Below are 24,546 nucleotides of genomic sequence, written 5' to 3' on the forward strand. Positions count from 1 at the left end.
GCCTCGGCGGCGTGCGGGGGACCGCGGCTGCGGCCGGTGGCCAGCGCCGCTGCCGCCAGTGATCAGTGCTCAGCGGCCGGTGGGCAGCGCGGCTGCGGCTTCCCGGAGCGCGGTCCTGATCCGTTTCTCGGACACCGAGTGCGCGGTGCCGAGCTCCTGGGCGAAGAAGCTGACGCGCAGCTCCTCGATCATCCATTTCACCCGCGACAGCGCCGCCGGCGTCCGCACGCCCGCGGGCACGCGGTCCAGGACGGCATCGTACTCGTCCTCGAGCGCCTGGACGGCGAGCATGTGCTGGTTGTCGCGGGTGACGGCACCGGCCTCGAGCTTGTCGAGCCGGACCTCGATCGCCCGCAGGTAGCGCGGGAGATGGGCCAGCTGGGCGTAGCCGGTCGCCGCGACGAAGCCGGGGAACACCAGCTGCTCCAACTGGGCCCGGACATCGCTCAGCGCGTGCATCAGCGCCAGCGAGGACGCCTTCTTGATCCGCTGGTTGATCCGCCGCGCGGCGGAGAGCGTCTGCTCCACCACGGCGGTCACCGAGAACACCGTGTCGATCAGCTCGGCCCGCACGTGCTGGAACAGCGCGTCGAAGTCGGCCCGGGCGAAGGGCAGGTCGGCCGGGACCAGCTTGTCGATGGCCGTCAGCGCGCAGTCGGCGATCAGGGACTCCACCGAACCATGCGGGTTCTGCGTGAAGACCAGCTTCTCCGTGTTGTTCAGGTGATCCAGGACGTAGCGGTTCGGCGACGGGACCTTCAGCATCAGCAGGCGCACGACGCCGGAGCGGTGCGCCGAGAGCTGCTCGTCCTCGTCGCGGAAGACCGTCAGCCGGACCGAGTCGCCGTCGTCCAGCAGGGCCGGGAACCCGGTGATCGTCTGGCCCGCGACCTCGGAGCTCACTCGCCGCTCGATAGTCCCGGAACGGCCGACCTCCTCCGTCCAGTCGGTGATCCCGGCCCGCTCCCAGACCACGCCGGGGCCCGCGCCCGCGCGCCCGCTCGACGCCGTCCCGGACGCGGGGGTCCGGGACGGCCGGCCCTTCCCCGCCTCGCCGCCACCGGCGGCCGCGCCCTGCCGTGACGGTGCCGCCGGCCCCTTCCGTCCGGAGACCTTCGCCCCGCGCGCCGCGGCCGCGGGCGACGCCGCGGCGGCCAGCTGCTCGCCGCCCGTGCCGAGGGAGGCGGCCAGGGCGCGGCGGTTCTCCGGGGCGAGGCGCTCCTGCAGCAGTGCCAGGTTCTTGTCCGCGCCGAGGACCCGGCCGCCGTCGCCGATGACCTGGAAGGTCGGCTTCAGGTGCGGCGGGACGGCCTCCCAGTTCCACGAGCCCGGCGGGACGATCTCGCCGCGCAGGCGCCGCAGCGCCAGCTCGAGGGACGGCTCCAGCTCGTCGTCGGCGGGGTCGAAGTCCCGCGCGAGCGCCTCGACGGCCTGCCGGGCGACGTCGGGTGCCGGAACGAAGTTCTTCCGCACCTGCTTCGGCAGCGACTTGATCAGGGCGGTGACGAGCTCGTGCCGCAGACCCGGGATCTGCCAGCGGAAGCGCTCCGGGTCCAACTGATGGAGGAAGAGCACGGGGACGCGGACGGTGACCCCGTCGGTGTCCTTGGCCTCCTGCGTGGGATTGAACTCGTAGGTCAGCTCGAGCGAGAGGCCGCCGTGCTGCCACTGACGCGGGTACGCCTCCAGGTCGACATCGTCGGCGTCGACCGCGAGCACGGCGTCGGGGTCGAAGTCCAGGAGCGCCGGGTCGTCCCGGCGGGCCTGCTTCCACCACCGGTCGAAGTGGCGCTCCGAGGTGACCTCGGCGCCGAGGCGCTGGTCGTAGAAGTCGAACAGGTCCTCGTCGGAGATCCGCAGGTCGCGTCGGCGCAGACGGGTCTCCAGCTCCTCGACCTCCTGCAACAGCCTCCGGTTGCGGTGGAAGAACTTGTGATGGGTGCGCCAGTCGCCCTCGACGAGTGCATGGCGGATGAAGAGTTCGCGCGCCAGAGCGGCATCGACGCGGTCGTACTGGATCCTGCGCTGGGCAACGATCGGGATGCCGAACAGAGTGACCTTCTCATAGCCCATCACGGAACCGTTGCGGCGCGACCAGTGCGGCTCCGAGAAGCTGCGCTTGACCAGGTCGCCGGCGACCTCCTCGACCCACTCGGGCTTGAACGTCGCCACCGTGCGGGCCCAGAGCCGCGAGGTCTCGACGAGCTCGGCCGCCATCACCCAGTCGTGCTTCTTCTTGAACAGGGCCGAGCCGGGGAAGACCGCGAAGCGGGTCCCGCGGGCACCGACGTACTCGCGCTTGCGGTCGTCCCACAGGCCGATGTGGCTGAGCAGCCCGGAGAGCAGCGACGTGTGGATCGGCTCCTCGAGGCCGGAGGGGTCGACCGGGCCGGGGGTGAGCGTGATGCCGAGCGGTTTGGCGAGCTGACGCAGCTGGGCGAAGAGGTCCTGCCACTCCCGGACGCGCAGGTAGTTGATGAACTCCTTCTTGCACAGCCGCCGGAACGCGGAGGAGGAGAGATCGCGCTGCTGCTCCTGCAGGTACTTCCACAGCAGCAGGAAGCTGGCGAAGTCGGACTTCTCGTCCCGGAAGCGGGAGTGGAGCTCGGCGGCGCGCTGGCGCAGACCTGTCTCCTCGCTCGGGCGCTCCCGCGGATCCTGGATGGTCAGCGCGGCCGCCAGGACCATGACCTCCTTGGCGCATCCCCGCCGGCCGGCCTCGACGATCATCCGGCCCAGGCGCACGTCGAGCGGCAGCTGCGCCAGCTGCCGACCGATCTCGGTGACCCGGGGGCTCTTCCCGGCCGTCACGGCGCCCAGCTCGCGCAGGAGCGTGACGCCGTCGTTCACCGCACGGGCGTCCGGCGGCTCCACGAACGGGAAGTCGGAGACCTCGGCGGGGGAGCGGACCACGCCGATCGAGCTCATCTGCAGGATGACGGCCGCGAGGTTGGTCCGCAGGATCTCCGGGTCGGTGAATTCCGGCCGGGACTCGAAGTCCTCCTCCGAGTACAGGCGGATCGCGATGCCGTCGCTGACGCGGCCGCAGCGGCCCGAGCGCTGATTGGCGCTGGCCTGCGAGACGCGCTCGATCGGCAGCCGCTGCACCTTGGTCCGGTGCGAGTAGCGGGAGATGCGGGCCGTTCCCGTGTCGATCACGTACTTGATGCCGGGGACCGTCAGCGATGTCTCGGCCACGTTCGTGGCCAGGACGATGCGCCGCTGCGGGCCGGTCCGGAAGACCCGGTGCTGCTCGGCCAGGGACAGGCGCGCGAACAGGGGGAGGACCTCGGTGCCCGCGAGCCGGCGGCTGGCGGCGACCCTGGCCCGCAGGGCCTCCGCGGCATCGCGGATCTCCCGCTCGCCGGAGAGGAAGACCAGGATGTCGCCCGGCGGCTCCTTCGCGAGCTCGTCGACGGCGTCGCAGATCGCATCCACCGGATCCCGGTCCTCGTCGCGGCTCGCCGCCTCGTCGTCCAGCTCGTCGGCGTCGTGCGCATCCGCCGGATTCAGCGGGCGGTACCTGATCTCGACCGGGAAGGTGCGGCCGGAGACCTCGATGATCGGCGCGGGCCGCTCCGGCTCGCCGAAGTGCTGCGCGAAGCGCTCCGGATCGATGGTCGCGGACGTGATGACGATCTTCAGGTCCGGGCGCTGCGGCAGGAGCCGTTTCAGGTAGCCGAGGAGGAAATCGATGTTGAGGCTGCGCTCATGGGCCTCGTCGATGACGATCGCGCTGTAGCGCTTGAGCAGCTTGTCGTGCTTGATCTCCGCCAGCAGGATGCCGTCCGTCATGACCTTCACACGCGTCCGCTTGGACACCTCACCCGTGAAGCGGACCTGGAAGCCGATCTCCTCGCCGAGCTCGACGCCGGTCTCCTCGGCCAGGCGCTCGGCCACGGTCCGGGCCGCGAGCCGGCGCGGCTGGGTGTGGCCGATCATGCCGCGTTCGCCGAGCCCCAGCTCGAGCAGCATCTTGGGGAGCTGGGTGGTCTTGCCGGAGCCCGTCTCGCCGGCGACCACCACGACCTGGTTCTCGCGGATGGCGGCCATGATGTCGTCGCGCCGTGCGCTGACCGGCAGTGTCTCGGGGTAGGTCAGGGAGATGGCCATGATGCCCGCCAGTCTATCCGCGAGCCGGCCGGGCTGCCGCTCGCGGTCGGCCGGTGCCCGCCCGCCGCCGCGGATCCCCGGCACGGCAGCCGGGTAGATCGTCCGCCGGACCCCGGTCAATCCGAACGGTCGTCCACTGAAGCGGCCGCAACTCCGGCCCCGGGGTGGACGATTCGTCGTCAGGGCTGGCCAGATGGCGCAAATCTGCACGGTGTCCCGAGCCTCCGGTGCGGATCCGTCTACGGCCACCCCGGCCGACAGTAAAAAGTGATGTTCCTCACGGGTAGGATTCTGAGTACTTCGTGGGGGAGTCGAATGCACTGGGCGTTCCCCGTAGGCGCGGGCATTCCCGCTGCAACAACAAGGAGCAACATGAAACTCGCAAAGGCAGCACAGCTCGCGGCCGGCATGGCCGCGACGGCGCTCGTCCTCTCCGCCTGCGGCGGCTCGGAGAACGGCGGCGACGGCGGAGGCGCGGAGGCCGGCGACTCCGTCAAGATCGGCATCAGCCAGATCCAGTCGCACCCGTCGCTCGACGCGGTGCGGGAGGGCTTCAAGGCCGGTCTCGAGGAGGCCGGGTACACCGACGTGGAGTACGACGAGCAGAACCCGCAGGGCGATCAGGCGACGAACACGGCGATCGCCGGCCAGTTCGCGGCGGACTCCGAGATCGACCTGGTGCTCGGCATCTCCACGCCGTCGGCGCAGGCCCTCACCCAGTCGGTGACGGGTGTGCCCGTCGTCTTCTCGGCGGTGACCGACCCGGTGGAGGCCAGCCTCGTCGAGTCGCTCGAGGCGCCCGGTGGGAATGTCACCGGCACCAGCGACAAGAATCCGGTGAAGGAGCAACTCCAGCTGCTCCAGGAGCTGAGCCCCGACGCCAAGAAGGTCGGCATCGTCTACTCCTCCGGCGAGGTCAACTCGCAGGTCCAGGTCGACTGGGCCAAGGAAGCGGCGGCGGAGCTCGGGCTGACCATCGAGGAGGCCGCCATCTCGGCGTCGTCCGAGGTCCAGCAGGCCGCCGCCGGACTCGACGTCGACGCGTTCTACGTGCCGACCGACAACGCCGTGGTCTCGGCCCTCGAGGGGCTGCTGCAGGTGGCCCAGGACAAGGGCGTCCCGGTCATCTCCGCGGACGGCTCCTCGGTCGAGCGCGGCGCGACCGCGACGTACGGCATCAACTACGAGAAGCTCGGTGAGCAGACCGGCCGCATGGCCGCCCGGATCCTCGACGGCGAGGCCGACCCGGCGTCCATGCCCGTCGAGACCATCGAGGAGGTCGAGCTGTACGTCAACACCACGGCCGCGGAGAAGGTCGGCGTGGAGATCCCGCAGGAGATGCTCGACGAGGCCGCCGAGGTCTACGAGTAGGACGCCGGTCCGGAGGGCGCGCGCGCCGTCGTCCTCCGGCCCCCACCACTCCTCCGCCTGACGTGTGGCCGGTCCCGCGACCGGCCACACGTCATGCCGGACCACCCTTCCCACTACAAAGCCAAAGGGATCCACCCATGATCACAGCGGTTGAGCTGGGCCTGATCTACGCGATCATGGCTCTTGGGGTCTACCTGACCTTCCGCATCCTCGACTTCCCGGACCTGACGGTCGACGGCTCCTTCACCACCGGTGCCGCCACCGCGTCCATCCTCATCGTCAACGGCACCGACCCCTACGTGGCGACGGCCCTGTCCTTCTTCGTCGGCGCCGCCGCCGGTGTCATCACCGGCCTGCTGCACACCAAGGGGAACATCGACGGCCTGCTGGCCGGCATCCTGACGATGATCGCCCTCTACTCGATCAACCTGCGCATCATGGGGAAGGCCAACGTGCCGCTCCTCGGGCAGGACACCGTGCTCTCCCCGCTGCGGGAGAACGGCCTGCTGGGCACGTGGGCCTCGGCGGGCCTGCTCTTCGCCGGCTGCCTCGTCGCCGTGGCGATCATCGTCTGGTTCCTCCACACGGACCTCGGCATGGCCATGCGCGCCACCGGTGACAACCCGGAGATGATCCGCTCGCTCGGCGTCAGCACGGACAACCAGAAGATCCTCGGACTCGCGATCTCCAACGGCCTCGTCGCACTCTCGGGCGCCTTCATCGCCCAGTACCAGGGCTTCGCCGACATCGGCATGGGCATCGGCCTCATCCTCATCGGCCTCGCCTCGGTGATCGTCGGTCAGGCGATCTTCTCGCAGCGGTACATCTGGCTGGCCGCCCTCGCGGTGGTCTTCGGCGCCGTGATCTACCGCGTCGTGATCCAGTTCGCTCTCAACGCCGGCCTGGAGGTCAACGACATGAAGCTGATCTCCGCGGTGCTCGTGGTGCTCGCGCTGATCCTGCCGCAGGTGAAGGCCTTCGGCGCCCTGGGCCGCCGGCTGCGGATCACCTCCCGCGGGGCCCGCGACACCGACGCGGACGCCACGGCCGAGCCGGAGCAGAAGGAGGCCCAGAATGCTTGAGATCGCCAACCTGAACAAGACGTTCTTCCCGGGGACGGTCAACGAGCGACGCGCGCTGCGCGACATCAACCTCACGCTCCGCGAGGGGGAGTTCGTCACGGTCATCGGCTCCAACGGCGCCGGCAAGTCCACCGTGCTGAACATGGCGGCGGGAAAGCTCTTCCCGGACACCGGCACGGTCCTGGTCGACGGCGAGGACGTCACCAAGCTGCCCGACTTCAAACGCGCCAAGTACCTCGGGCGCGTCTTCCAGGACCCGATGGCCGGCACGGCCCCGACGATGACCATCGAGGAGAATCTCGCGCTCGCGCTGGGCCGGGGAAAGTTCCGCGGCCTCGGAACGGGCGTGACGGCCCGGAAGCGCGAGCAGTTCGTCGACGAGCTCAAGACCCTCGAGCTCGGGCTGGAGAAGCGGTTGAAGACCAAGGTGGGCCTGCTCTCCGGCGGTCAGCGCCAGGCCCTCAGCCTGTTGATGGCCACGCTGACGGGGCCGAAGATCCTCCTCCTCGACGAGCACACCGCCGCGCTGGACCCCCAGCGGGCAGCCCTGGTGACCCGACTGACCATCGAGGCCGTGGAGCGCCACCGGCTCACCACGCTCATGGTCACGCACAACATGGAGCAGGCCCTCAAGGCCGGCAATCGGCTGATCATGATGCACGACGGGCAGATCATCCTGGACCTGAACGCCCAGGAGAAGGCCGCCATGACGGTGCCCGGACTGCTGCACGAGTTCGAGAAGATCAAGGGCGCCCAGCTGGACGACCGCACGATGCTCCAGTAGCACCGGGAGGGCCGGCGCAGGCCGGCGGGTACGACGAAGGCCCCGGAACCACCGATTCATTCGGCGGTTCCGGGGCCTTCTCGACGGTGCCCTCGAAAGGATTCGAACCTTCGACCTTCCGTTCCGGAGACGGACGCTCTATCCCCTGAGCTACGAGGGCCTTACTGCGGGATGCCCCGCGCAATGTCTGCCGCAGGACCTAGAAGAGCTTAGCAGGACTCGGCCCGCAAACCCGAAATCGGGTCCGTGGCCTCGCCGGGCGGCACCGACGACGGCGCCGCGCGGGTCATCCGCGGCGCGCGCCGGGGCACGACCGCTATTCTTGACGGGTGACTCCAGAACAGCTCTCCCGTGCCATTTCCGCTGCCCTCACCGAATCCGTCGCCGCCGGCGACTTCGCGGTCGAACTACCGGAGACGGTGAAGGTGGAGCGACCCAAGAGCAGGGACCACGGCGACTGGGCGACGAATGTGGCGCTGCAGCTGGGCAAGAAGGCCGGGATGAACCCGCGGGAGTTCGCGCAGCTGCTGGCTGGCCGGCTCGAGACCGTGGACGGGATCGCGGGCGTGGAGATCGCCGGCCCCGGCTTCCTCAACATCACCCTCGACGCGGCCTCAGCCGGCGCGCTCGCGAAGAAGATCGTCGAGGCCGGCAGCGAGTACGGCACCAACGACGTGCTGGCCGGCCGCGTGGTGAACCTCGAGTTCGTCTCCGCCAACCCCACCGGCCCGCTGCACATCGGCCACACCCGCTGGGCGGCGCTCGGCGACGCGATCGGCCGCGTCCTGCGCGCGTCCGGCGCCGAGGTCACCCGCGAGTACTACATCAACGACGCCGGCCATCAGATGAACGTCTTCGCCCAGTCGGTCTACAACCGCCTACACGGCCTGCCCGTGCCGGACGGCGGCTACCCGGGCGCGTACGTCCAGGAGCTCGCCGAGACGGTCCGCGCGCAGCGCCCCGGCGTCGAGGAGCTCCCGGAGGCCGAGGCGATCCCGGTCATCCGCGACCTCGCCTACCGCGCCCAGCTCGAGGACATCAAGTCCACGCTGGCGGACTTCGGCGTGGAGTTCGACGTCTACTTCTCCGAGCAGGAGCTGCACGACGGCGGCGCCGTCGCGCAGGCCGTCGCCCGCCTGCGCGAGCAGGGCCACGTGTTCGACGACGGCGGCGCCGTCTGGCTGCGCACCACGGACTTCGGCGACGACAAGGACCGCGTCCTCCTGCGCGCCAACGGCGAGCCCACGTACTTCGCCGCGGACGCCGCCTACTACCTCTCGAAGAAGGACCGCGGGTTCACCGAGAAGATCTACCTCCTGGGGGCGGACCACCACGGATACGTCAACCGGCTCAAGGCCATCGCCGCGTGCGCCGGCGACGACCCGCAGGCGAACATCGAGATCCTCATCGGTCAGCTGATCTCCGTCAACGGGGCCAAGCTCTCCAAGCGCGCCGGCAACATCATCGAGCTGCGTGACCTCATCGACTGGCTCGGCGCCGACGCGCTGCGCTACTCGCTGGCCCGCTACCCGGCCGACTCGCCGATCGCGATCGACCCGGAGCTGCTGCAGAAGAAGACGAACGACAACCCGGTCTTCTACGTCCAGTACGCGCACGCCCGCTCCTGTGCGGCCGCCCGCAACGCCGCCGAGAAGGGGGTGGACCGCTCCGCGTTCGATGCGTCGCTGCTCACGCACGAGACCGAGAACGAGCTGCTGGCCCTCCTCGCCCAGTACCCGCACCAGGTGGCACAGGCCGCGGAGTTCCGCGAGCCGCACCGGGTCGCCCGCTATCTGGAGACCCTGGCCGGCGCCTACCACCGCTGGTACGGGTCCTGCCGCGTCGCCCCGCTGGCCGACGAGGAGGTCACGGACCTGAACCGCACCCGGCTCTGGCTCAACGACGCCACCACGCAGGTCCTCGCCAACGGCCTGGCGCTGGTCGGCGTCACGGCACCGGAGCGGATGTAGCCCGTGGCCGCCTCCGCACTCGCCCCCGCCTGGCTCTCCTACCCGGCCGACGCCAACGCGCTCCGTGGGCCCCTCTGGGCCGCCGGGGTCGCCCGGAACGACGACGGCGAAGTCGCCGTGCAGGGCCTCCCCGTCTCCGAGCTCGCCCGCGAGTTCGGGACGCCGCTGATCGTCCTGGACGAGGACGACTTCCGCGCCCGCGCCCGCGCCTTCCGCGACGCCTACGACGAGGCCTTCGCCGATCTCGGCGGCGGCGTCGACGTCTACTACGCGGGCAAGGCCTTCCTCTCCGTCGACGTGGCCCGCTGGGTCACCGAGGAGGGACTGCGCCTCGACACCGCCTCCGGCGGGGAGCTCGCCGTCGCCCGCCGCGCCGGCGTGCCCGCGGAGAATCTGGGCCTGCACGGGAACAACAAGTCGGTCGCCGAGATCGAGACGGCCCTGACGCTGGGGCTGGGCCGGATCATCGTCGACAGCCTGGACGAGCTGGAGCGCCTCGGCGCGATCGCCGAGCGTCTCGGCGTCACCGGCCGCGTCATGCTCCGCCTGACGCCCGGCGTCCACGCGTCCACGCACGAGTACATCGCCACCGCGCACGAGGACCAGAAGTTCGGCCTCTCCATGGTGGACGACGGCGGGGGAGCGCCGGCGGACCGGGCCGTCGCGGCCGCGCTGGCCCACCCGCGCATCGAGCTGCTGGGGATCCACGCGCACATCGGCTCGCAGATCTTCGACGCCGCCGGGTTCGCCGTCGCCGCGCAGAAGATGCTGGGCTTCCTCGCCCGCGTCCGCGACGAGCACGGCGTGGAGCTGCCGGAGCTCGATCTCGGCGGCGGCTACGGCATCGCCTACACCGAGCAGGACACCCCGAGGCCCCCGGCCGAACTGGCGGCCGCCATGGCCGGGGTCGTCCGCGAGACGCTCGCCGAGCACGGGCTGACGGCGCCCCGGCTGTCCATCGAGCCGGGCCGGGCGATCGTCGGTCCGGCGGCGTTCACGCTCTACGAGGCCGGCGTGCGCAAGACCGTCCAGGTCGACCATCCGGAGGGGACGCTGCCGCGCCGCTACATCTCCGTGGACGGCGGCATGAGCGACAACGCGCGCCCCGTGCTGTACGACGCGGACTACACCGCCGTCCTCGCCTCGCGTGTGACGGACTCTGACGCGATTGTTTCCCGCGTGGTTGGCAAGCACTGCGAATCCGGTGACATAGTCGTCAGGGATGTCTACCTGCCGGAGGACGTCGCCGCCGGCGATCTGCTCGCCGTGCCCGCCACCGGTGCCTACTGCTGGGCCTTGGCCAGCAACTACAACTATCTGGGGCGCCCGGCCGTTGTCGCGGTCCGGGGCGGACGCGCGCGCGTCATCATCCGCAGGGAGACCGAAGACGACTTGTTGGCCCGAGACATGGGATAGGTACTGATTGATGACTGTGAAGGTTGCGCTGCTCGGCTGTGGGAACGTGGGATCGCAGGTGGCGCGGATCCTGCTCGAGCAGTCGGACGAGCTCGCCGCCCGCGTGGGCGCCCCGCTCGAACTGACGGGCATCGCGGTGCGCAACCCGGACGCGGCCCGCGACGTCGAGCTGCCCCGGGAGATCTTCACCACCGACGCGCACGCCCTCGTCGACGGCGCTGACATCGTCATCGAGCTCATTGGCGGCCTCGAGCCGGCCGGCGAGTACATCGAGCGGGCCCTGCGTCGCGGCGCGTCCGTCGTCACCGGCAACAAGGCCCTCCTGGCCGCCCGCCTGCCCGAGCTCACGGAGGCCGCGGAGGCCGGCGGCGCCCAGCTGCTCTACGAGGCGGCCGTGGCCGGTGCCATCCCGATCCTCCGCCCCATTCGCGAGTCGCTCGCCGGCGACGACATCACGAAGGTGATGGGCATCGTCAACGGCACCACCAACTACATCCTCGACGCGATGGACACGTCCGGAGCGCAGTTCGACCAGGCGCTGGCCGATGCCCAGCGCCTCGGGTACGCGGAGGCGGACCCCACGGCCGACGTGGAGGGGCACGACGCCGCCGCGAAGGCCGCGCTGCTGGCCTCGCTGGCGTTCCACACCACCTTCGCCCTGGAGAACGTGCACTGCGAGGGGATCACGTCGATCAGCGCCGAGGACGTCGCGGCGGCCGAGGACGCCGGCATGGTCATCAAGCTCCTCGCGATCGCCGAGCGCGGCACCGACTCCGCCGGGGACGAGGGGATCAGCGTGCGCGTCCACCCGACCCTCCTCCCGCGGGAGCACCCGCTGGCCGCCGTCCGCGGCGCCTTCAACGCGGTCTTCGTCGAGGCGGAGAACGCCGGCGAGCTGATGTTCTACGGTCAGGGCGCCGGCGGCGCGCCGACCGCCTCGGCCGTCATGGGCGACGTCGTCTCCATCGGGCGCACCCGCGCCACGCAGGCCGCCGGCGGATCGGTCGCCGAGCCGCAGCCGCGCCCGTCCCGTCCGCTGGGCATCGCGGACGCCGCCACCAGCTACGCGCTCAGCCTGGACGTCTCCGACGAGACCGGCGTCCTGGCCGAGATCGCCGGCATCGTCGCCCGGCACGGCGTTTCGATCGAGACGATGCGCCAGACCGCCTCGGCGGAGGGCGGCGCGGGCTCCGCGCGGCTGCGCATCATCACGCACGTCGGCCGCGAGGCCGCCTTGGCCGCCACGGTGGCCGACATCGAACAGCTCCCCGTCGTCAAGGCGGTCTCGTCCGTCGTGCGAGTCGAAGGAAAGTAAATGGCACATCAGTGGCGCGGCGTCATCCGCGAGTACGCAGACCGCCTCCCGGTCACCGAGCAGACCCGGGTCATCACGCTGGGGGAGGGCGGCACCCCCCTGGTGCACGCGCCCGCGCTCTCGGCGCACACCGGCAACGAGGTCTACCTCAAGGTCGAGGGCATGAACCCGACCGGCTCGTTCAAGGACCGCGGGATGACCATGGCCATCACGGCCGCGGTCGAGGCCGGCGCCAAGGCCGTGGTCTGCGCCTCCACCGGCAACACGTCCGCCTCCGCGGCCGCCTACGCCGCCCAGGCCGGCCTGACCTGCGCCGTCCTCGTTCCGGACGGCAAGATCTCCATGGGCAAGCTCAGCCAGGCGATCGCGCACGGCGCCGAACTGCTCCAGGTCGACGGCAACTTCGACAACTGCCTCGAGGTCGCCCGCAAGCTCAGCGAGAACTACCCGGTCTTCCTCGTGAACTCCGTGAACCCGGCCCGGATCGAGGGGCAGAAGACCGGCTCCTTCGAGGTCGTGGACTTCCTCGGCGACGCCCCGGACTACCACCTGCTGCCGGTCGGCAACGCGGGCAACATCACCGCCTACTGGAAGGGCTACAAGGAGTACGCCGCGCCCTACCAGTCCTCCACCGCCGGGGAGCTGCCCGCGGTCGCCACCCGGACGCCCACCCTGTGGGGCTTCCAGGCCGAGGGCGCCTCGCCGATCGTCAAGGGCTACCCGGTGACCGAGCCGGAGACCATCGCCACCGCGATCCGCATCGGCAACCCCGCCTCCTGGGAGCAGGCGGAGGCCGCGCGCGACGAGTCCGGCGGCCTGATCGACTCCGTGACCGACGAGGAGATCCTCGCCGCCCACCGCTGGCTCTCCTCCAAGGAGGGCGTGTTCGTGGAACCCGCCTCCGCGGCAGGCGTCGCGGGCCTGCTCAAGTACCACGCTGCCGGAGAGGCCCCGCAGGACAAGACGATCGTCATCACGGTGACCGGCCACGGCCTCAAGGACCCGCAGTGGGCCCTGAAGAACGCCGACGGCGACGACGTCCAGCCCACCAAGGTGCCGTTCGACGTCGTCTCCGTGGCGGCGGCGCTCGGCCTGGAGGCATAGCGCGCCGTGGCACCCGTGGAGGCGCCGGGCATCCGGACCGGCCAGCACGTCACCATCACCGTCCCCGCCACCAGCGCGAACCTGGGCCCGGGCTTCGACAGCCTGGGCCTGGCGCTGGACCTGACGGACACGCTCGACGTCCGCACCCTCGCCCGCGACGGCCAGGCCGGAGACGGTCGATCCGGCGCGGACCCCGCCCCCGAGGACGCGGCGCTCTACGAGGAGCTGACGACGCCGCAGGCCCGCGTCCGCGTGCTGGTCACGGGCGAGGGCGCCGAGTCGCTGCCCGACGACGAGACGCACCTGATCGCCCGCACGATCCTGGACCGCTGGTCGCAGCTCGGCGTCGTCGGCGCGGACCTGGAGATCCGGGCGACGAATCGGATCCCGCACGGCCGCGGCCTCGGCTCCTCGGCCGCGGCGATCGTCTCCGCCCTCGCGGCGGCGGACGCGCTGCTCCCGGCCGAGGTGCGCTCCTCGCTGGACGGCCGCGACTCCCTCTTCGAGGAGGCGGCCCGCCTGGAGGGGCACCCGGACAACGTGGCGCCGGCGGTGTACGGCGGCCTGACCCTGTCCCTCACCGAGGGCGGACGGATGCGCACGCACCGACTTCCGTTGTCGGCCGACGTCGTCCCCGTCGTCGCGATCCCGGACGTCGAGCTCTCCACCCGTGCCGCCCGTGGACTGCTGCCGGAGAGCGTCCCGCACGCCGACGCGGCGGCGAACTCCGCCCGGGCCGGCCTGCTGATCCACGCGCTGACCACTGCGCCGGCCCTGCTGCACGAGGGCACCCGCGACTTCCTGCACCAGGACTACCGGGCCGAGGCGATGCCGGAGTCGAGTCGGCTCATCGCCGCCCTGCGCGACGCCGGGCACGCGGCCACCGTCTCCGGGGCGGGGCCGACCGTGCTCGTCCTGGCGCACGGGACCGAACAGGCCGAGGAGCTGGCCGGGCGGGTCCGCGCGGGCGAGTTCGACGCCGGGTCCGGATCGTGGCGTGTGGAGATTCCGGGCCTGAGCCCCTCGGGTGTTATGGTTGAGAGGCATTAGCGGCCAGATCATGCTGGCGATGCGAACGAGCATCGGTCTTCCATCCATGATTTCCCTCCGGCCCAATGCGGCTCTCGCCGCCCAGACGTCCAGGGGCATCCCCGATGCCCGTCGACGGTGTTCAGTGCATTCGCCTCTGGCCGGACACGCGTGAGTCCGAACGCCCATCGCGGCGTGTTCTCGACATAGGTCAGGCACCACCATCTACGTGTGCCTGACGAGACACCATGACGCGGGCCAGATCTGACCTGACCCGCCCGACGAGGGAGAAGGAAACCTTCGTGACAGAAACCACGAGCCTCGAAGCAGGCGTGGAAAAGACATCCGCCAACAACACCGGCCTGGCCGGACTCAAGCTGGCTCAGCTCCAGGCCCTGGGGTCGCAGCTCGGCATCACCGGCGCCCGCCGCATGCGCAAGTCGGACCTCGTGACGGCCATCGCCGACCATCAGCGCGGCGGAGCCGTCGCCGACCGGTCGAAGAAGCCCGCCGATGCGTCCGCCGAGCAGCCGACCACCGAGCAGTCGACCACTGAACAGTCGAGCGCCGAGCAGTCGGGCGCCGAGGGTGCCGCCGGGACCAAGGCTCCGGCCAAGTCCCGGGCCACCAAGGCCGCGACGAAGCCGAAGGCCGCCGAGGCCGACGCACCCGCCGCCACGACGGGCTCCGACGACGACGCCGCCGAGGCCCCGGCCAAGCGCCCGAGCCGCGGACGCCGCAACCAGAAGGCCGCGGAGCCGCAGGCAGCGGCCGAGACGCCGGCCGTCGAGCCGGCGAAGGAGTCGGCTCCCCAGGAGCCGGCCGCCGAGCAGACCCCCGCCGACTCCGACGACGCGGCCGGCCGTGGCCGCCGCGGACGCCGGGGATCCCGCCGGGCCGAGGCCGCGCAGACCGATACCTCCGTCCAGTCCGAGGCCTCCGGCCAGTCCGATGACTCGGCACGCGCCGAGACCTCCGGCCAGACCCCGGACGATGCGAGCAACGGCCAGGCCAAGGAGACCTCGCAGGACGCCAAGAGCTCTGCCCGGAGCGACGGCTCCGAGAAGGCCGACGCCGGCTCCGAGCGGGAGTCCGCCCGCGACGAGAACAACGACGAGCAGGGCGATCGCGGCGGTCGCAACCGCCGTGGACGCAGCCGTCGCGGTCAGCGTGACGACAGCGAGTCGGAGCAGCGCAATGACCAGCGCGGCAACGACCAGCGCAGCAACGATCAGCGCAGTAACGACCAGCGCAGCAACGACCAGCGCGCCGAGCCGGTCAAGCAGAACTCCGACCAGGGCGGCGACAACGGCGACCGGAACGACGACGATCGCGGCGACCGCCGCAACCGCCGGAACCGGAACCGGAACGAGCGCGGCGACCGCAACGACCGTTCGGATCGCAACGACCGCAACGACCGCAAGAACAACCGCAACGACCGCAACGAGCGTCGTCGCGGCCGCGGCCGGGGCAACCAGCCCGAGGTCGACGAGACCGAGCTGACCGAGGACGACGTCCTCCTGCCGGTCGCGGGCATCCTCGACGTCCTCGACAACTACGCGTTCCTGCGGACCTCGGGCTACCTGCCCGGCTCCAACGACGTCTACCTCTCGCTGAACCAGGTCAAGAAGTACAACCTGCGCAAGGGCGACGCCGTCGTCGGCGCCATCCGCGCCCCGCGCGACGGCGAGAGCAACAACAACGCCGGCAACCAGCGCCAGAAGTTCAACGCCCTGGTGAAGCTCACCAGCATCAACGGCAAGGCTCCGGAGGACAACAAGAGCCGCGTCGAGTTCAACAAGCTCGTGCCGCTCTACCCGCAGGAGCGCCTGCGCCTGGAGACGGACCCGAAGCTCGTCGGACCCCGCGTCATCGATCTGGTCGCCCCGATCGGCAAGGGCCAGCGCGGCCTGATCGTGTCCCCGCCCAAGGCCGGCAAGACGATGGTCCTGCAGTCCATCGCCAACGCGATCACGCTGAACAACCCGGAAGTGCACCTCATGATGGTCCTCGTGGACGAGCGTCCCGAGGAAGTCACCGACATGCAGCGCTCGGTCAAGGGCGAGGTCATCGCCTCGACGTTCGACCGCCCGGCCGACGACCACACCACGGTCGCCGAGCTGGCCATCGAGCGGGCCAAGCGCCTCGTCGAGATGGGCATGGACGTCGTGGTGCTCCTCGACTCCATGACCCGCCTCGGTCGCGCGTACAACCTGTCCGCCCCGGCCTCGGGCCGCATCCTGTCCGGCGGTGTGGACTCGTCCGCGCTGTACCCGCCCAAGCGGTTCTTCGGCGCCGCCCGCAACATCGAGAACGGCGGCTCGCTGACCATCCTCGCCACCGCACTGGTGGAGACCGGGTCCAAGATGGACGAGGTCATCTTCGAGGAGTTCAAGGGCACCGGCAACATGGAGCTCCGCCTGTCCCGCAAGCTCGCGGACAAGCGCATCTTCCCGGCGGTCGACGTCAACGAGTCCGGCACGCGTCGCGAGGAGAACCTGCTCTCGCAGGACGAGGTCAAGATCATGTGGCGTCTGCGCCGCGTCCTCTCCGGCCTCGACACGCAGCAGGCCCTCGAGGTCCTGACCACCAAGATCCGGGAGACGCAGTCCAATGCGGAGTTCCTGATGACGGTCAGCAAGACCACGCTGGCCTCCAAGTCGGAGAACTAGCGACGCAGCGCGCCCGGAGCCGCACCCCGCGCGGGGTGCGGCTCCGGGCGCTTGCGCGTTAACGCCGTCGGGCCCGCCCTCCGGCCCGCCGGGGGCCGTCAGGGGCACGACGGCGGCCGCGCACCGACCGCATACACTAGACAGGCGCGCAGCCACGCGCCGGAGGCGCCGCCGCCAGAACCGCCGACGCCGGGCGAAACGGAAAGAAGTGAGTGATGTTTGAGTCCGTCCAGGGCCTGCTCGACGAGCACGCCGAGCTGCAGAAGCAGCTGTCCGACCCCGCCGTCTACGCCGACCAGGCGAAGGCTCGCAAGCTGGGGCGGCGCAGCGCGCAGCTGAACGGCATCGTCGAGGCGCACAAGCGCTGGAAGCAGATCAGCGAGGACCTCGAGGCCGCGCGCACCATGGCCGACGAGGATCCCGACTTCGCGGCCGAGGCCGAGGAGCTCGAGGCCGCGCTGCCGGCCGCCGAGGAGAAGCTGCGCCGCCTGCTGATCCCGCGCGACCCCAACGACGCGCGGGACGTGATCCTCGAGGTCAAGGGCGGCGAGGGCGGCGACGAGGCCGCGCTGTTCGCCGCGGACCTGCTGCGCATGTACACCCGCTACGCCGAGACCAAGGGCTGGAAGACCGAGCTGATCTCCTACACGGAGTCCGACCTCGGCGGCTACAAGGACGCCCAGGTGGCCATCAAGGGCGGCTCGAACGACCCGGCGGAGGGCGTCTACGCGCACCTGAAGTTCGAGGGCGGGGTCCACCGTGTCCAGCGCGTCCCCGTGACGGAGTCCCAGGGCCGGATCCACACGTCCGCCGCGGGCGTCCTGGTCCTGCCCGAGGTCGACGAGCCGGAGGAGATCGACCTCCACCCGAACGACCTGAAGATCGACGTCTACCGGTCCTCGGGCCCGGGCGGCCAGTCCGTGAACACCACCGACTCGGCGGTGCGCATCACGCACCTGCCCACCGGGATCGTCGTCGCCATGCAGAACGAGAAGTCCCAGCTCCAGAACCGCGAGGCGGCGATGCGCGTCCTGCGCTCGCGCCTGCTCGCGCACCAGCAGGAGCAGATCGACGCCGAGAACTCCGCGGTGCGCGCCTCCCAGGTGCGCACCATGGACCGCTCCGAGCGCATCCGCACCTACAACTTCCCGGAGAACCGGATCGCCGACCACCGCACGGGGTACAAGGCGTACAACCTCGACACCGTCATGAACGGCGAGCTGGAGCCCGTGATCCAGTCCTGCATCGAGATGGACGAGGCCCAGCGCCTCGCGGCCATCGGCGACGAAGCGCAGAAGTAGGCCGTGCCGGCACCGGGCCTGGACCCGTTCCTCGGGCACTGCGCCGAGCGCCTCGCCGCGGCCGGCGTGCCCTCGGCGCGGACCGATGCCGAGCTCCTGGCCGCGCACGTCCTCGGCGTGGGCCGCGGCCGGATCGGCGCGCTCCGACTCGCCGGCCACGTCCTCGCGGCCGACGACGCTGAGCGGATCGACGCGCTCGTCGACGAGCGGGCGGCCCGCGTGCCGCTGCAGCACCTGACCGGGGTCGCGTACTTCCGTCACCTCGAACTGCGCGTGGGCCCCGGCGTCTTCGTCCCGCGACCCGAGACGGAGGAGCTCGCCGGCCTGGCGATCGAGGCCGCCGCCGCCGTCATCGAGCGGCGGGGGAGCGCCGTCGTCGTCGATCTCGGCACGGGCTCCGGTGCGGTCGCAGCCGCCGTGGCCTCCGAGCTGCCCGCGGCGCGCGTCCACGCGGTCGAGCTCAGCGAGCACGCCGCGGCCTGGGCCGAGCAGAACCTCGCCCCGCACGGCGTCGAGCTGCGTCTCGGCGACCTCCGCACGGCCTTCGGCGACCTCGACGGCTCGGTCGACGTCGTCGTCTCCAACCCGCCCTACATCCCCGACGGCGCCGTGCCCGTGGACCCCGAGGTGCGCGAGCACGACCCCTCGCTCGCCCTCTACGGCGGCGGCGCCGACGGCATGGAGCTGCCCCGGGCCGTCGAGCGCACGGCGGCCCGCCTCCTCGTGCCCGGCGGCTTCGTCGCGCTCGAGCACGCGGAGGTGCAGGAGGCCGCCATGCAGGACATGTTCCGCGCGGCCGGGGCCTGGACCTCGGTCGCCGGGCACCGCGATCTCACCGGGAGGCCGCGCTGCACGTCGGCCGTCCGCCGGGACGCCTGAATCGAGCCCCGCGGTTCCCGGGGATCGCCGGGAGAACGTGCGAGAATGCATCTCGTGACTTCACGATTCGACTGCCAGGACGCCGCTGACCGCACCGCAGGTCTGGACGCCGCCCGGGAGGCCCTCGCGGCCCGACAGTGCGTCGTACTCCCCACGGACACCGTCTACGGCATCGCGGCCGACGCCTTCTCCCCGCAGGCCGTCGCCACCCTGCTGGCGGCCAAGGGCCGCGGCCGGACCATGCCCCCGCCGGTGCTCATCCCGCGGCCGGAGACGCTGGACGGCCTGGCCACCGACGTGCCGGACGCCGCCCGGAAGCTCGCCGCCGAGTTCTGGCCCGGTGCGCTGACCATGATCCTCCACGCCCAGCCGTCCCTGACCTGGGACCTCGGCGAGACCAAGGGGACGGTCGCCCTCCGCATGCCGGACGACGAGGTCGCGCTCGAGCTGCTCCGCGCCGTCGGCCCGCTCGCGGTCTCCTCCGCCAACCGATCCGGGAAGCCGGCGGCGGCGAGCATCGACGAGGCCGAGGACCAGCTCGGCGAGGCCGTCGCCGTCTACCTCGGGGACGGGGAGCGCCGCCCGGGCGGGCAGGACGCGCTGCCGTCCACCATCGTCGACTTCACGGGCGAGGTTCCCGCCGTCGTCCGCCAGGGCGCGATCGACCTCGACGACCTCCGCCGCGTCGTCCCGGAGCTCCTCGGCCTCGGAGAGAAGCCCGCCGGAGCCGCGGACGCGGACGTCGAGCACGGGGACGCGCCCGCGAGCGACGCCGACGGCTCGGGCCCAGCGGTGCCGGAGAGCACTGTCCCGGCCGACGACGCCGATGCGGGCGCGCCCGAGACGACGGAACGGTAGACCGGCCCCGCATGTCCTCATACCTCGTCCTGATCGCGCTCTCGTTCGTGACGGCGTTCGCGCTGACGCCGCTCGTCAGGCGCATCGGGCTCCGGATCGGCGCAGCGTCGTCGATCAGGGACCGCGACGTGCACAGCGTCCCGATCCCCAAGCTCGGCGGGGTCGCCATGATCATCGCCATCCTGGTCGGCCTCGGGGTCGCCTCGCGGATGGACTTCCTGCAGGGCTCGTTCGCGGACCCGCGTCCGGCGGTCGGCGTCCTCGTCGGCGCCCTGCTGGCCCTGGTGCTGGGCATCGTGGACGACCTGCTGGACCTGCGCTGGTACGTCCAGCTCATCGGGCAGGTCAGCATCGGCACGGTGGTGGCGTTCTCGGGCATCCGCCTGGAGGCGATGCCCGTCGGGTGGATCGGCGTGCAGTCGGGTCCGCTGCAGTTCGCGCTCACGGTGTTCCTGATCGTCCTGACCATGAACGCCATCAACTTCGTCGACGGCCTGGACGGGCTCGCGGCCGGCGTCGCGGTCATCGGCGCCACGGCCTTCTTCATCTACTGCTACACCCTGGCCCGCACCATCAACCAGTACGACCACTCGAACTTCGCGGCCATGCTGATGGCGTTGCTGCTCGGCGCCTGCCTGGGCTTCCTGCCGCACAACTTCAACCCCGCGAAGATCTTCATGGGGGAGTCCGGCGCCCTCATCATCGGCCTGATGATGTCCGTCGCGGCGATCATGGTGACCGCCGACGTCGGCGCCCAGGAGGGCTACCGCTTCCGCAACGTCCCCGCCTACATGCCGATCATCCTCCCGGTCGCGGTGATCCTGCTCCCGCTGCTCGACTTCGCCCTGGCGGTCATCCGGCGCACCGCGCACGGCCGTTCGCCGTTCTCCGCGGACCGCGGGCATCTCCACCACAAACTCGTCGACGGCGGCTACACGCAGCGTCAGGCCGTCCTGGTCCTCTACCTCTGGTCGGCGATCGTGGCCTTCGGGTCCGTGGCGTTCATCTTCCGCATGTTCGACTGGCAGACCATCGTCGCCGTCGACCTGCTGCTCGCCGTGGGGGCCGCCTACCTGACGATGCGCCCGTGGCTGCGCCGCGGCGTGGCGCAGAGGCGCCACGCCGCCGGCCTCGACCGGCCCCAGCACCCGACGCGCCCCGAGACCCCGGACGACGCCGACGGCTGACCGGGCGCGCGCCGGATGCTCTACGTACTGTAGAATTGATCCGGTGCCGTGCGGCGGGCCACTCGGGCCGCCACTCTCCGCACCAGACTTCTCCGCCAGGACCAGACCGACGGGACGTACATGGGCAGGACCGCTCCGCAGCAGCACGGCGTGCACATGCAGCGCGCGGCAGGGGAGACCCCGCAGCCGTGGCTGAAGCTGCTGCGCGTCTGCTCGATCGCCTCGGCGGGGATCGCCCTCGTGCTGGCCGCGGCGGGCGCCATCGCCGCCGGCGGCGAGGCCGCGCTCAGCGCCGTGGGCGCCGTCGCGCTCGTCCTCGTCTTCTTCGGGATCACTCTGCTGATCGGCCACGTGGTCGGGCGCCGCAACCCCCGGGCCGCCCTGGGCGCCTTCATGTTCGGCTACCTCATCAAGGTGGTCGGATTCGGCGCGGTGGTGTTCCTCCTCGGTGCCCCCGCCTGGCTCGACCGGCTGTGGTTCCTCATCGGCGGCGTCGCCGGCGTGGTCGTGTGGCAGGCGACGGAACTGACCGTCTTCGCGCGATTCCGCTTCCAGCTCTACGACGACGAGTCCGCTCCGGCGGACGGAGGGGACCGAGGATGAAGGACAACCGTCTGGTCCAGCGCGAGCCGACCAACGGCTCGTGGACCCGCGAATTCATCAACTACGGCGTTGGCGGGCTGCTGGCCTTCGGTTTGATAGGCTGGGGCTTGGATTTCTTGCTGCAAACTCGCTGGATCTGGATCGCCGGTGCCCTCCTGGGTGCCGTGGCTGGATGCCTGCTGGCGAACGAGCACCGCAAGGCCTACCGGCAGCGCCAAGACCGCGGCGACACCGCCTCCCAATGACTTCACGAAGTACACGTCCGTGCGATCACCCGACGGACACTGATATGCCCAAAGACGGACACTGCAGAGAGGAAACGCGTTGATCGCGCTTGCGCTTCCGGCGGCTACCAACGAATCCGAGGGATTCGTTCCCCCGACGATTGATGACTTGCACCTTCCGGAGATCCTTCCGTGGGGTGCGCACTACGGCGAGGGATTCGGCAAGCAGATGCTGCTGGTCCTGCTCTCCGTCGTCCTGATCTCCTGGTTCCTCGTCGCCGCGTCGCGCCGGGGCCAGATGGTCCCGGGCAAGTTCCAGTTCCTCGGGGAGTACAGCTACAACTTCGTCCGCAACAGCGTCGGCAAGGACCTGATCGGCGAGAAGGACTTCCGCCCCTACGTCCCGGTGCTGGTGTCGCTGTTCTTCTTCATCCTGGTCAACAACCTGATGGGCTCGATCCCGCTGGTGCAGCTGCCGACGACCTCCCACGTGGGCACCGCCTACGCACTGGCCGGCTTCGTGTACATCCTGTGGATCGTCCTCGGAATCCGGACGCACGGCATCGGCTACTTCAAGGTGGCCGTCGTCCCCTCGGGCGTGCCGAAGGCCTTCCTCGTCCCGGTGGTCATCATCGAGATCGTCTCGAACTTCGTGGTCCGCCCGCTGACGCACTCCCTGCGTCTCTTCGCGACCATGCTCGCCGGTCACATGATCATCGCCCTCGCCGCCTCCGGCTCGGCCTTCCTCCTGACCCAGACCTCGGGCGTCGTCCCGGCGCTCGGCGTGCTCACCATGGCCGGCGGCGTGGGGATGTACCTCTTCGAGATCTTCATCCAGGTCCTGCAGGCCTACGTCTTCGTCCTGCTGACCGCCGTCTACATCCAGGGCTCGATCTCCGAGGCCCACTAATAGCTGTCCCTCTTCGCGGGGGTCGACGTTAACGCAACCAACCTGCCCGATCGGTCCGACCGAGACGGCATCGTGAAAGGAAAACAATGGAAATCTCCGGCAGCCTCAATGCGATCGGTTACGGCCTCTCCGCCATCGGCGGCGGCATCGGCGTGGGCCTCGTGTTCGCAGCCTTCATCAACGGCGTCGCCCGTCAGCCGGAGGCACAGCGCGTCCTCCAGCCGCTGGCCTTCATGGGTCTCGCCTTCACCGAGGCGCTCGCCATCCTCGGCCTCGTGTTCGCCTTCGTCTGGAGCTGACCCCGGGCTGAACCCAAAGTCAGTCCAGACACTCTTCAGAAAGACGGGTGAAGTATGAACGAGGCAGTTCTCAATGCTGCCAGCGAGGCCTCAAACCCGCTGGTCCCCAATGTGTGGGAGATCCTGGTCACCACGCTGGGCTTCGCAGTGCTGCTCTTCATCGTGACCAAGTACGTCGTCCCTGCGTTTGAGAAGACGTACGCGGAACGTGCAGAGGCCATCGAGGGCGGTATCGCCAAGGCCGAGGCCGCTCAGGCCGAGGCCAACGCCGCACTCGACGAGTACAAGCAGCAGCTCACGGACGCTCGTGCGGAGGCGAACCGCATCCGCGAGGAGGCCCGCGCCGAGGGCGCCCAGATCCTCGCGGATCTGAAGGAGAAGGCCGCTTCGGAGTCCGCTCGGATCACTGAGCAGGCCCACGTCCAGATCGAGGCCGAGCGCAACGCCGCGATCACGTCGCTGCGCACCGAGGTCGGCACGCTGGCCACGGAGCTGGCCAGCAAGATCGTCGGAGAGTCGCTCGACGACGACGCCCGCGCGGCTCGCGTCGTGGATCGCTTCCTGGCTGATCTCGAGACTCAGCAGAGTGCAGGTGCATCGAAGTAATGGCAGGCGTATCGAGCGAGTCATTGGCGGCGGCGCAGGCACGGCTGGAACCGGTTCTGGCCGACGCTGACCTGTCGCTCGCCGAGGACCTCTTTTCCATCCTGGGCCTGCTGGACAGCAACGCCGGTCTGCGCCGCGCCGTGACCGATCCGGCACGCGACGGCAAGGGCAGGGCTGCGCTGGTGTCGCGGCTCGTCGCCGGCAGGGTCTCCGCCACGGCGGAAGGCGTTGCGGCCGACCTTGCCGCGGCGCGCTGGCGCTCGGCACGCGACATCGGTGACGCACTGGAGACCCTGGCGGCGACCGTCGCCGTGGCGGTTGCAGAGCGGCACGGCGGAGCCGAGGGCCTCAGCGCGCTCGAGGAGGAGCTCTTCGCGTTCACGGAGATCGTCGGCTCCAGCCACGATCTCCAGCGAGCCCTCGACGAGCCGCAGGCCGGTAGCGACGCCAAGGCAGCACTGGCGCTGAAGTTGGTCCCGCGGGCCGGCGAAGCCGCCCGGCTGCTGATCCGCCAGGCCGTCTCGGCCCCGCGCGGGCTGAAGCCGGCCGAGTTGGTCAACCAGTTCATCGAGCTGGTCGCCGCACGGCAGCAGCGGTGGATCGCGCATGTCAGCGTCACCCGTCCGCTGACGGAGGACCAGGTCAACCGGCTGCAGGCCGGACTGAACAACGCATACGGTCGTACGCTGACGGTCAACGTCAGCGTGGACCCCGACCTCATCGGCGGCATCCGCGTCGCCGTCGGCGACGAGGTGCTGGACGCGACCATGGTTTCGCGCCTGAACGAGTTGCGCCGCAAGGTGGCGGGCTAGGCGCTCCGGCG

General features: G+C 70.7%; 20 protein-coding genes and 1 tRNA gene. 19 read left to right on the plus strand and 2 right to left on the minus strand.

The genetic code is table 11. The features are described 5' to 3' along the window. Positions 1-69: 69 nt before the first annotated feature. Complete coding sequence (hrpA, locus tag ABD784_RS00530; RefSeq protein ID WP_344878428.1) at positions 70-4,113, minus strand: ATP-dependent RNA helicase HrpA; 4,044 nt, start codon at positions 4,111-4,113, stop codon at positions 70-72. A 372-nt stretch (positions 4,114-4,485) separates the two neighbouring features. Here hrpA and ABD784_RS00535 point away from each other — a divergent pair, with 372 nt between their 5' ends. From ABD784_RS00535 to ABD784_RS00545, 3 genes are all read left to right on the plus strand, one after another. Further along, entirely contained in the window at positions 4,486-5,484 is a 999-nt protein-coding gene (locus ABD784_RS00535) for an ABC transporter substrate-binding protein (RefSeq protein WP_344878431.1), read from the plus strand. Positions 5,485-5,621: 137 nt separating this feature from the next. Continuing rightward, complete coding sequence (locus ABD784_RS00540; protein WP_344878434.1) at positions 5,622-6,566, plus strand: ABC transporter permease; 945 nt, start codon at positions 5,622-5,624, stop codon at positions 6,564-6,566. Next, complete coding sequence (locus ABD784_RS00545) at positions 6,559-7,350, plus strand: ABC transporter ATP-binding protein (RefSeq protein WP_344878437.1); 792 nt, start codon at positions 6,559-6,561, stop codon at positions 7,348-7,350. Before ABD784_RS00540 ends, ABD784_RS00545 begins: the two co-directional genes overlap by 8 nt. 87 nt (positions 7,351-7,437) lie before the next feature. Here the strand turns inward: ABD784_RS00545 and ABD784_RS00550 are convergent. Continuing rightward, positions 7,438-7,510, minus strand: a tRNA-Arg gene (locus ABD784_RS00550). A gap of 169 nt (positions 7,511-7,679) precedes the next feature. Between ABD784_RS00550 and argS the strand changes: the two genes are divergently transcribed. The 16 genes from argS (at position 7,680) to ABD784_RS00630 (ending at position 24,535) form a co-directional block, all read left to right on the plus strand. Further along, positions 7,680-9,320, plus strand: a complete 1,641-nt coding sequence (gene argS / locus ABD784_RS00555; RefSeq protein ID WP_344878440.1) for an arginine--tRNA ligase — start codon at positions 7,680-7,682, stop codon at positions 9,318-9,320. A gap of 3 nt (positions 9,321-9,323) precedes the next feature. Continuing rightward, positions 9,324-10,736 (plus strand): diaminopimelate decarboxylase, encoded by a 1,413-nt coding sequence (gene lysA / locus ABD784_RS00560; protein ID WP_344878443.1) that lies wholly within the window; start codon positions 9,324-9,326, stop codon positions 10,734-10,736. 10 nt (positions 10,737-10,746) lie between these two features. Then, on the plus strand, positions 10,747-12,051 hold the full coding sequence (locus ABD784_RS00565; RefSeq protein WP_344878446.1) for a homoserine dehydrogenase: 1,305 nt from the start codon (positions 10,747-10,749) through the stop codon (positions 12,049-12,051). Beyond that, complete coding sequence (thrC, locus tag ABD784_RS00570) at positions 12,052-13,155, plus strand: threonine synthase (protein ID WP_344878449.1); 1,104 nt, start codon at positions 12,052-12,054, stop codon at positions 13,153-13,155. It begins immediately after the preceding gene. Positions 13,156-13,170: 15 nt separating this feature from the next. After that, positions 13,171-14,205, plus strand: a complete 1,035-nt coding sequence (gene thrB, locus ABD784_RS00575; protein WP_425582923.1) for a homoserine kinase — start codon at positions 13,171-13,173, stop codon at positions 14,203-14,205. 281 nt (positions 14,206-14,486) lie between these two features. After that, a complete protein-coding gene (rho, locus tag ABD784_RS00580) occupies positions 14,487-16,856 on the plus strand; it encodes a transcription termination factor Rho (protein ID WP_344878455.1) in 2,370 nt (789 codons plus the stop codon). A gap of 215 nt (positions 16,857-17,071) precedes the next feature. Next, positions 17,072-18,157 carry a peptide chain release factor 1 gene (gene prfA, locus ABD784_RS00585; protein WP_344878459.1) on the plus strand — a complete coding sequence of 362 codons (1,086 nt, stop codon included), beginning with the start codon at positions 17,072-17,074 and terminating at the stop codon, positions 18,155-18,157. A gap of 3 nt (positions 18,158-18,160) precedes the next feature. Continuing rightward, on the plus strand, positions 18,161-19,036 hold the full coding sequence (prmC, locus tag ABD784_RS00590) for a peptide chain release factor N(5)-glutamine methyltransferase (protein ID WP_344878462.1): 876 nt from the start codon (positions 18,161-18,163) through the stop codon (positions 19,034-19,036). Positions 19,037-19,090: 54 nt separating this feature from the next. Beyond that, positions 19,091-19,894 carry an L-threonylcarbamoyladenylate synthase gene (locus tag ABD784_RS00595; protein ID WP_425582898.1) on the plus strand — a complete coding sequence of 268 codons (804 nt, stop codon included), beginning with the start codon at positions 19,091-19,093 and terminating at the stop codon, positions 19,892-19,894. 11 nt (positions 19,895-19,905) lie between these two features. Beyond that, entirely contained in the window at positions 19,906-21,081 is a 1,176-nt protein-coding gene (locus tag ABD784_RS00600) for an MraY family glycosyltransferase (protein WP_344878468.1), read from the plus strand. A gap of 48 nt (positions 21,082-21,129) precedes the next feature. After that, positions 21,130-21,684 (plus strand): hypothetical protein, encoded by a 555-nt coding sequence (locus tag ABD784_RS00605; protein ID WP_344878471.1) that lies wholly within the window; start codon positions 21,130-21,132, stop codon positions 21,682-21,684. Further along, positions 21,681-21,929: an AtpZ/AtpI family protein gene (locus tag ABD784_RS00610; RefSeq protein ID WP_344878474.1), complete on the plus strand. Its 249-nt coding sequence runs from the start codon at positions 21,681-21,683 to the stop codon at positions 21,927-21,929. The genes ABD784_RS00605 and ABD784_RS00610 overlap by 4 nt, the downstream gene beginning before the upstream one ends. Positions 21,930-22,008: 79 nt before the next feature. Next, on the plus strand, positions 22,009-22,818 hold the full coding sequence (gene atpB / locus ABD784_RS00615) for a F0F1 ATP synthase subunit A (RefSeq protein ID WP_344878477.1): 810 nt from the start codon (positions 22,009-22,011) through the stop codon (positions 22,816-22,818). 86 nt (positions 22,819-22,904) lie between these two features. Beyond that, positions 22,905-23,117 carry an ATP synthase F0 subunit C gene (gene atpE / locus ABD784_RS00620; protein WP_344878480.1) on the plus strand — a complete coding sequence of 71 codons (213 nt, stop codon included), beginning with the start codon at positions 22,905-22,907 and terminating at the stop codon, positions 23,115-23,117. 54 nt (positions 23,118-23,171) lie between these two features. Then, complete coding sequence (locus ABD784_RS00625) at positions 23,172-23,723, plus strand: F0F1 ATP synthase subunit B (protein WP_344878483.1); 552 nt, start codon at positions 23,172-23,174, stop codon at positions 23,721-23,723. Beyond that, positions 23,723-24,535, plus strand: coding sequence for a F0F1 ATP synthase subunit delta (locus tag ABD784_RS00630; RefSeq protein ID WP_344878486.1), 813 nt, complete (start codon positions 23,723-23,725; stop codon positions 24,533-24,535). The genes ABD784_RS00625 and ABD784_RS00630 overlap by 1 nt, the downstream gene beginning before the upstream one ends. Positions 24,536-24,546 lie beyond the last annotated feature (11 nt).

The sequence above is a fragment of the Zhihengliuella alba genome, from assembly GCF_039538765.1.
GTDB lineage: Bacteria > Actinomycetota > Actinomycetes > Actinomycetales > Micrococcaceae > Zhihengliuella > Zhihengliuella alba.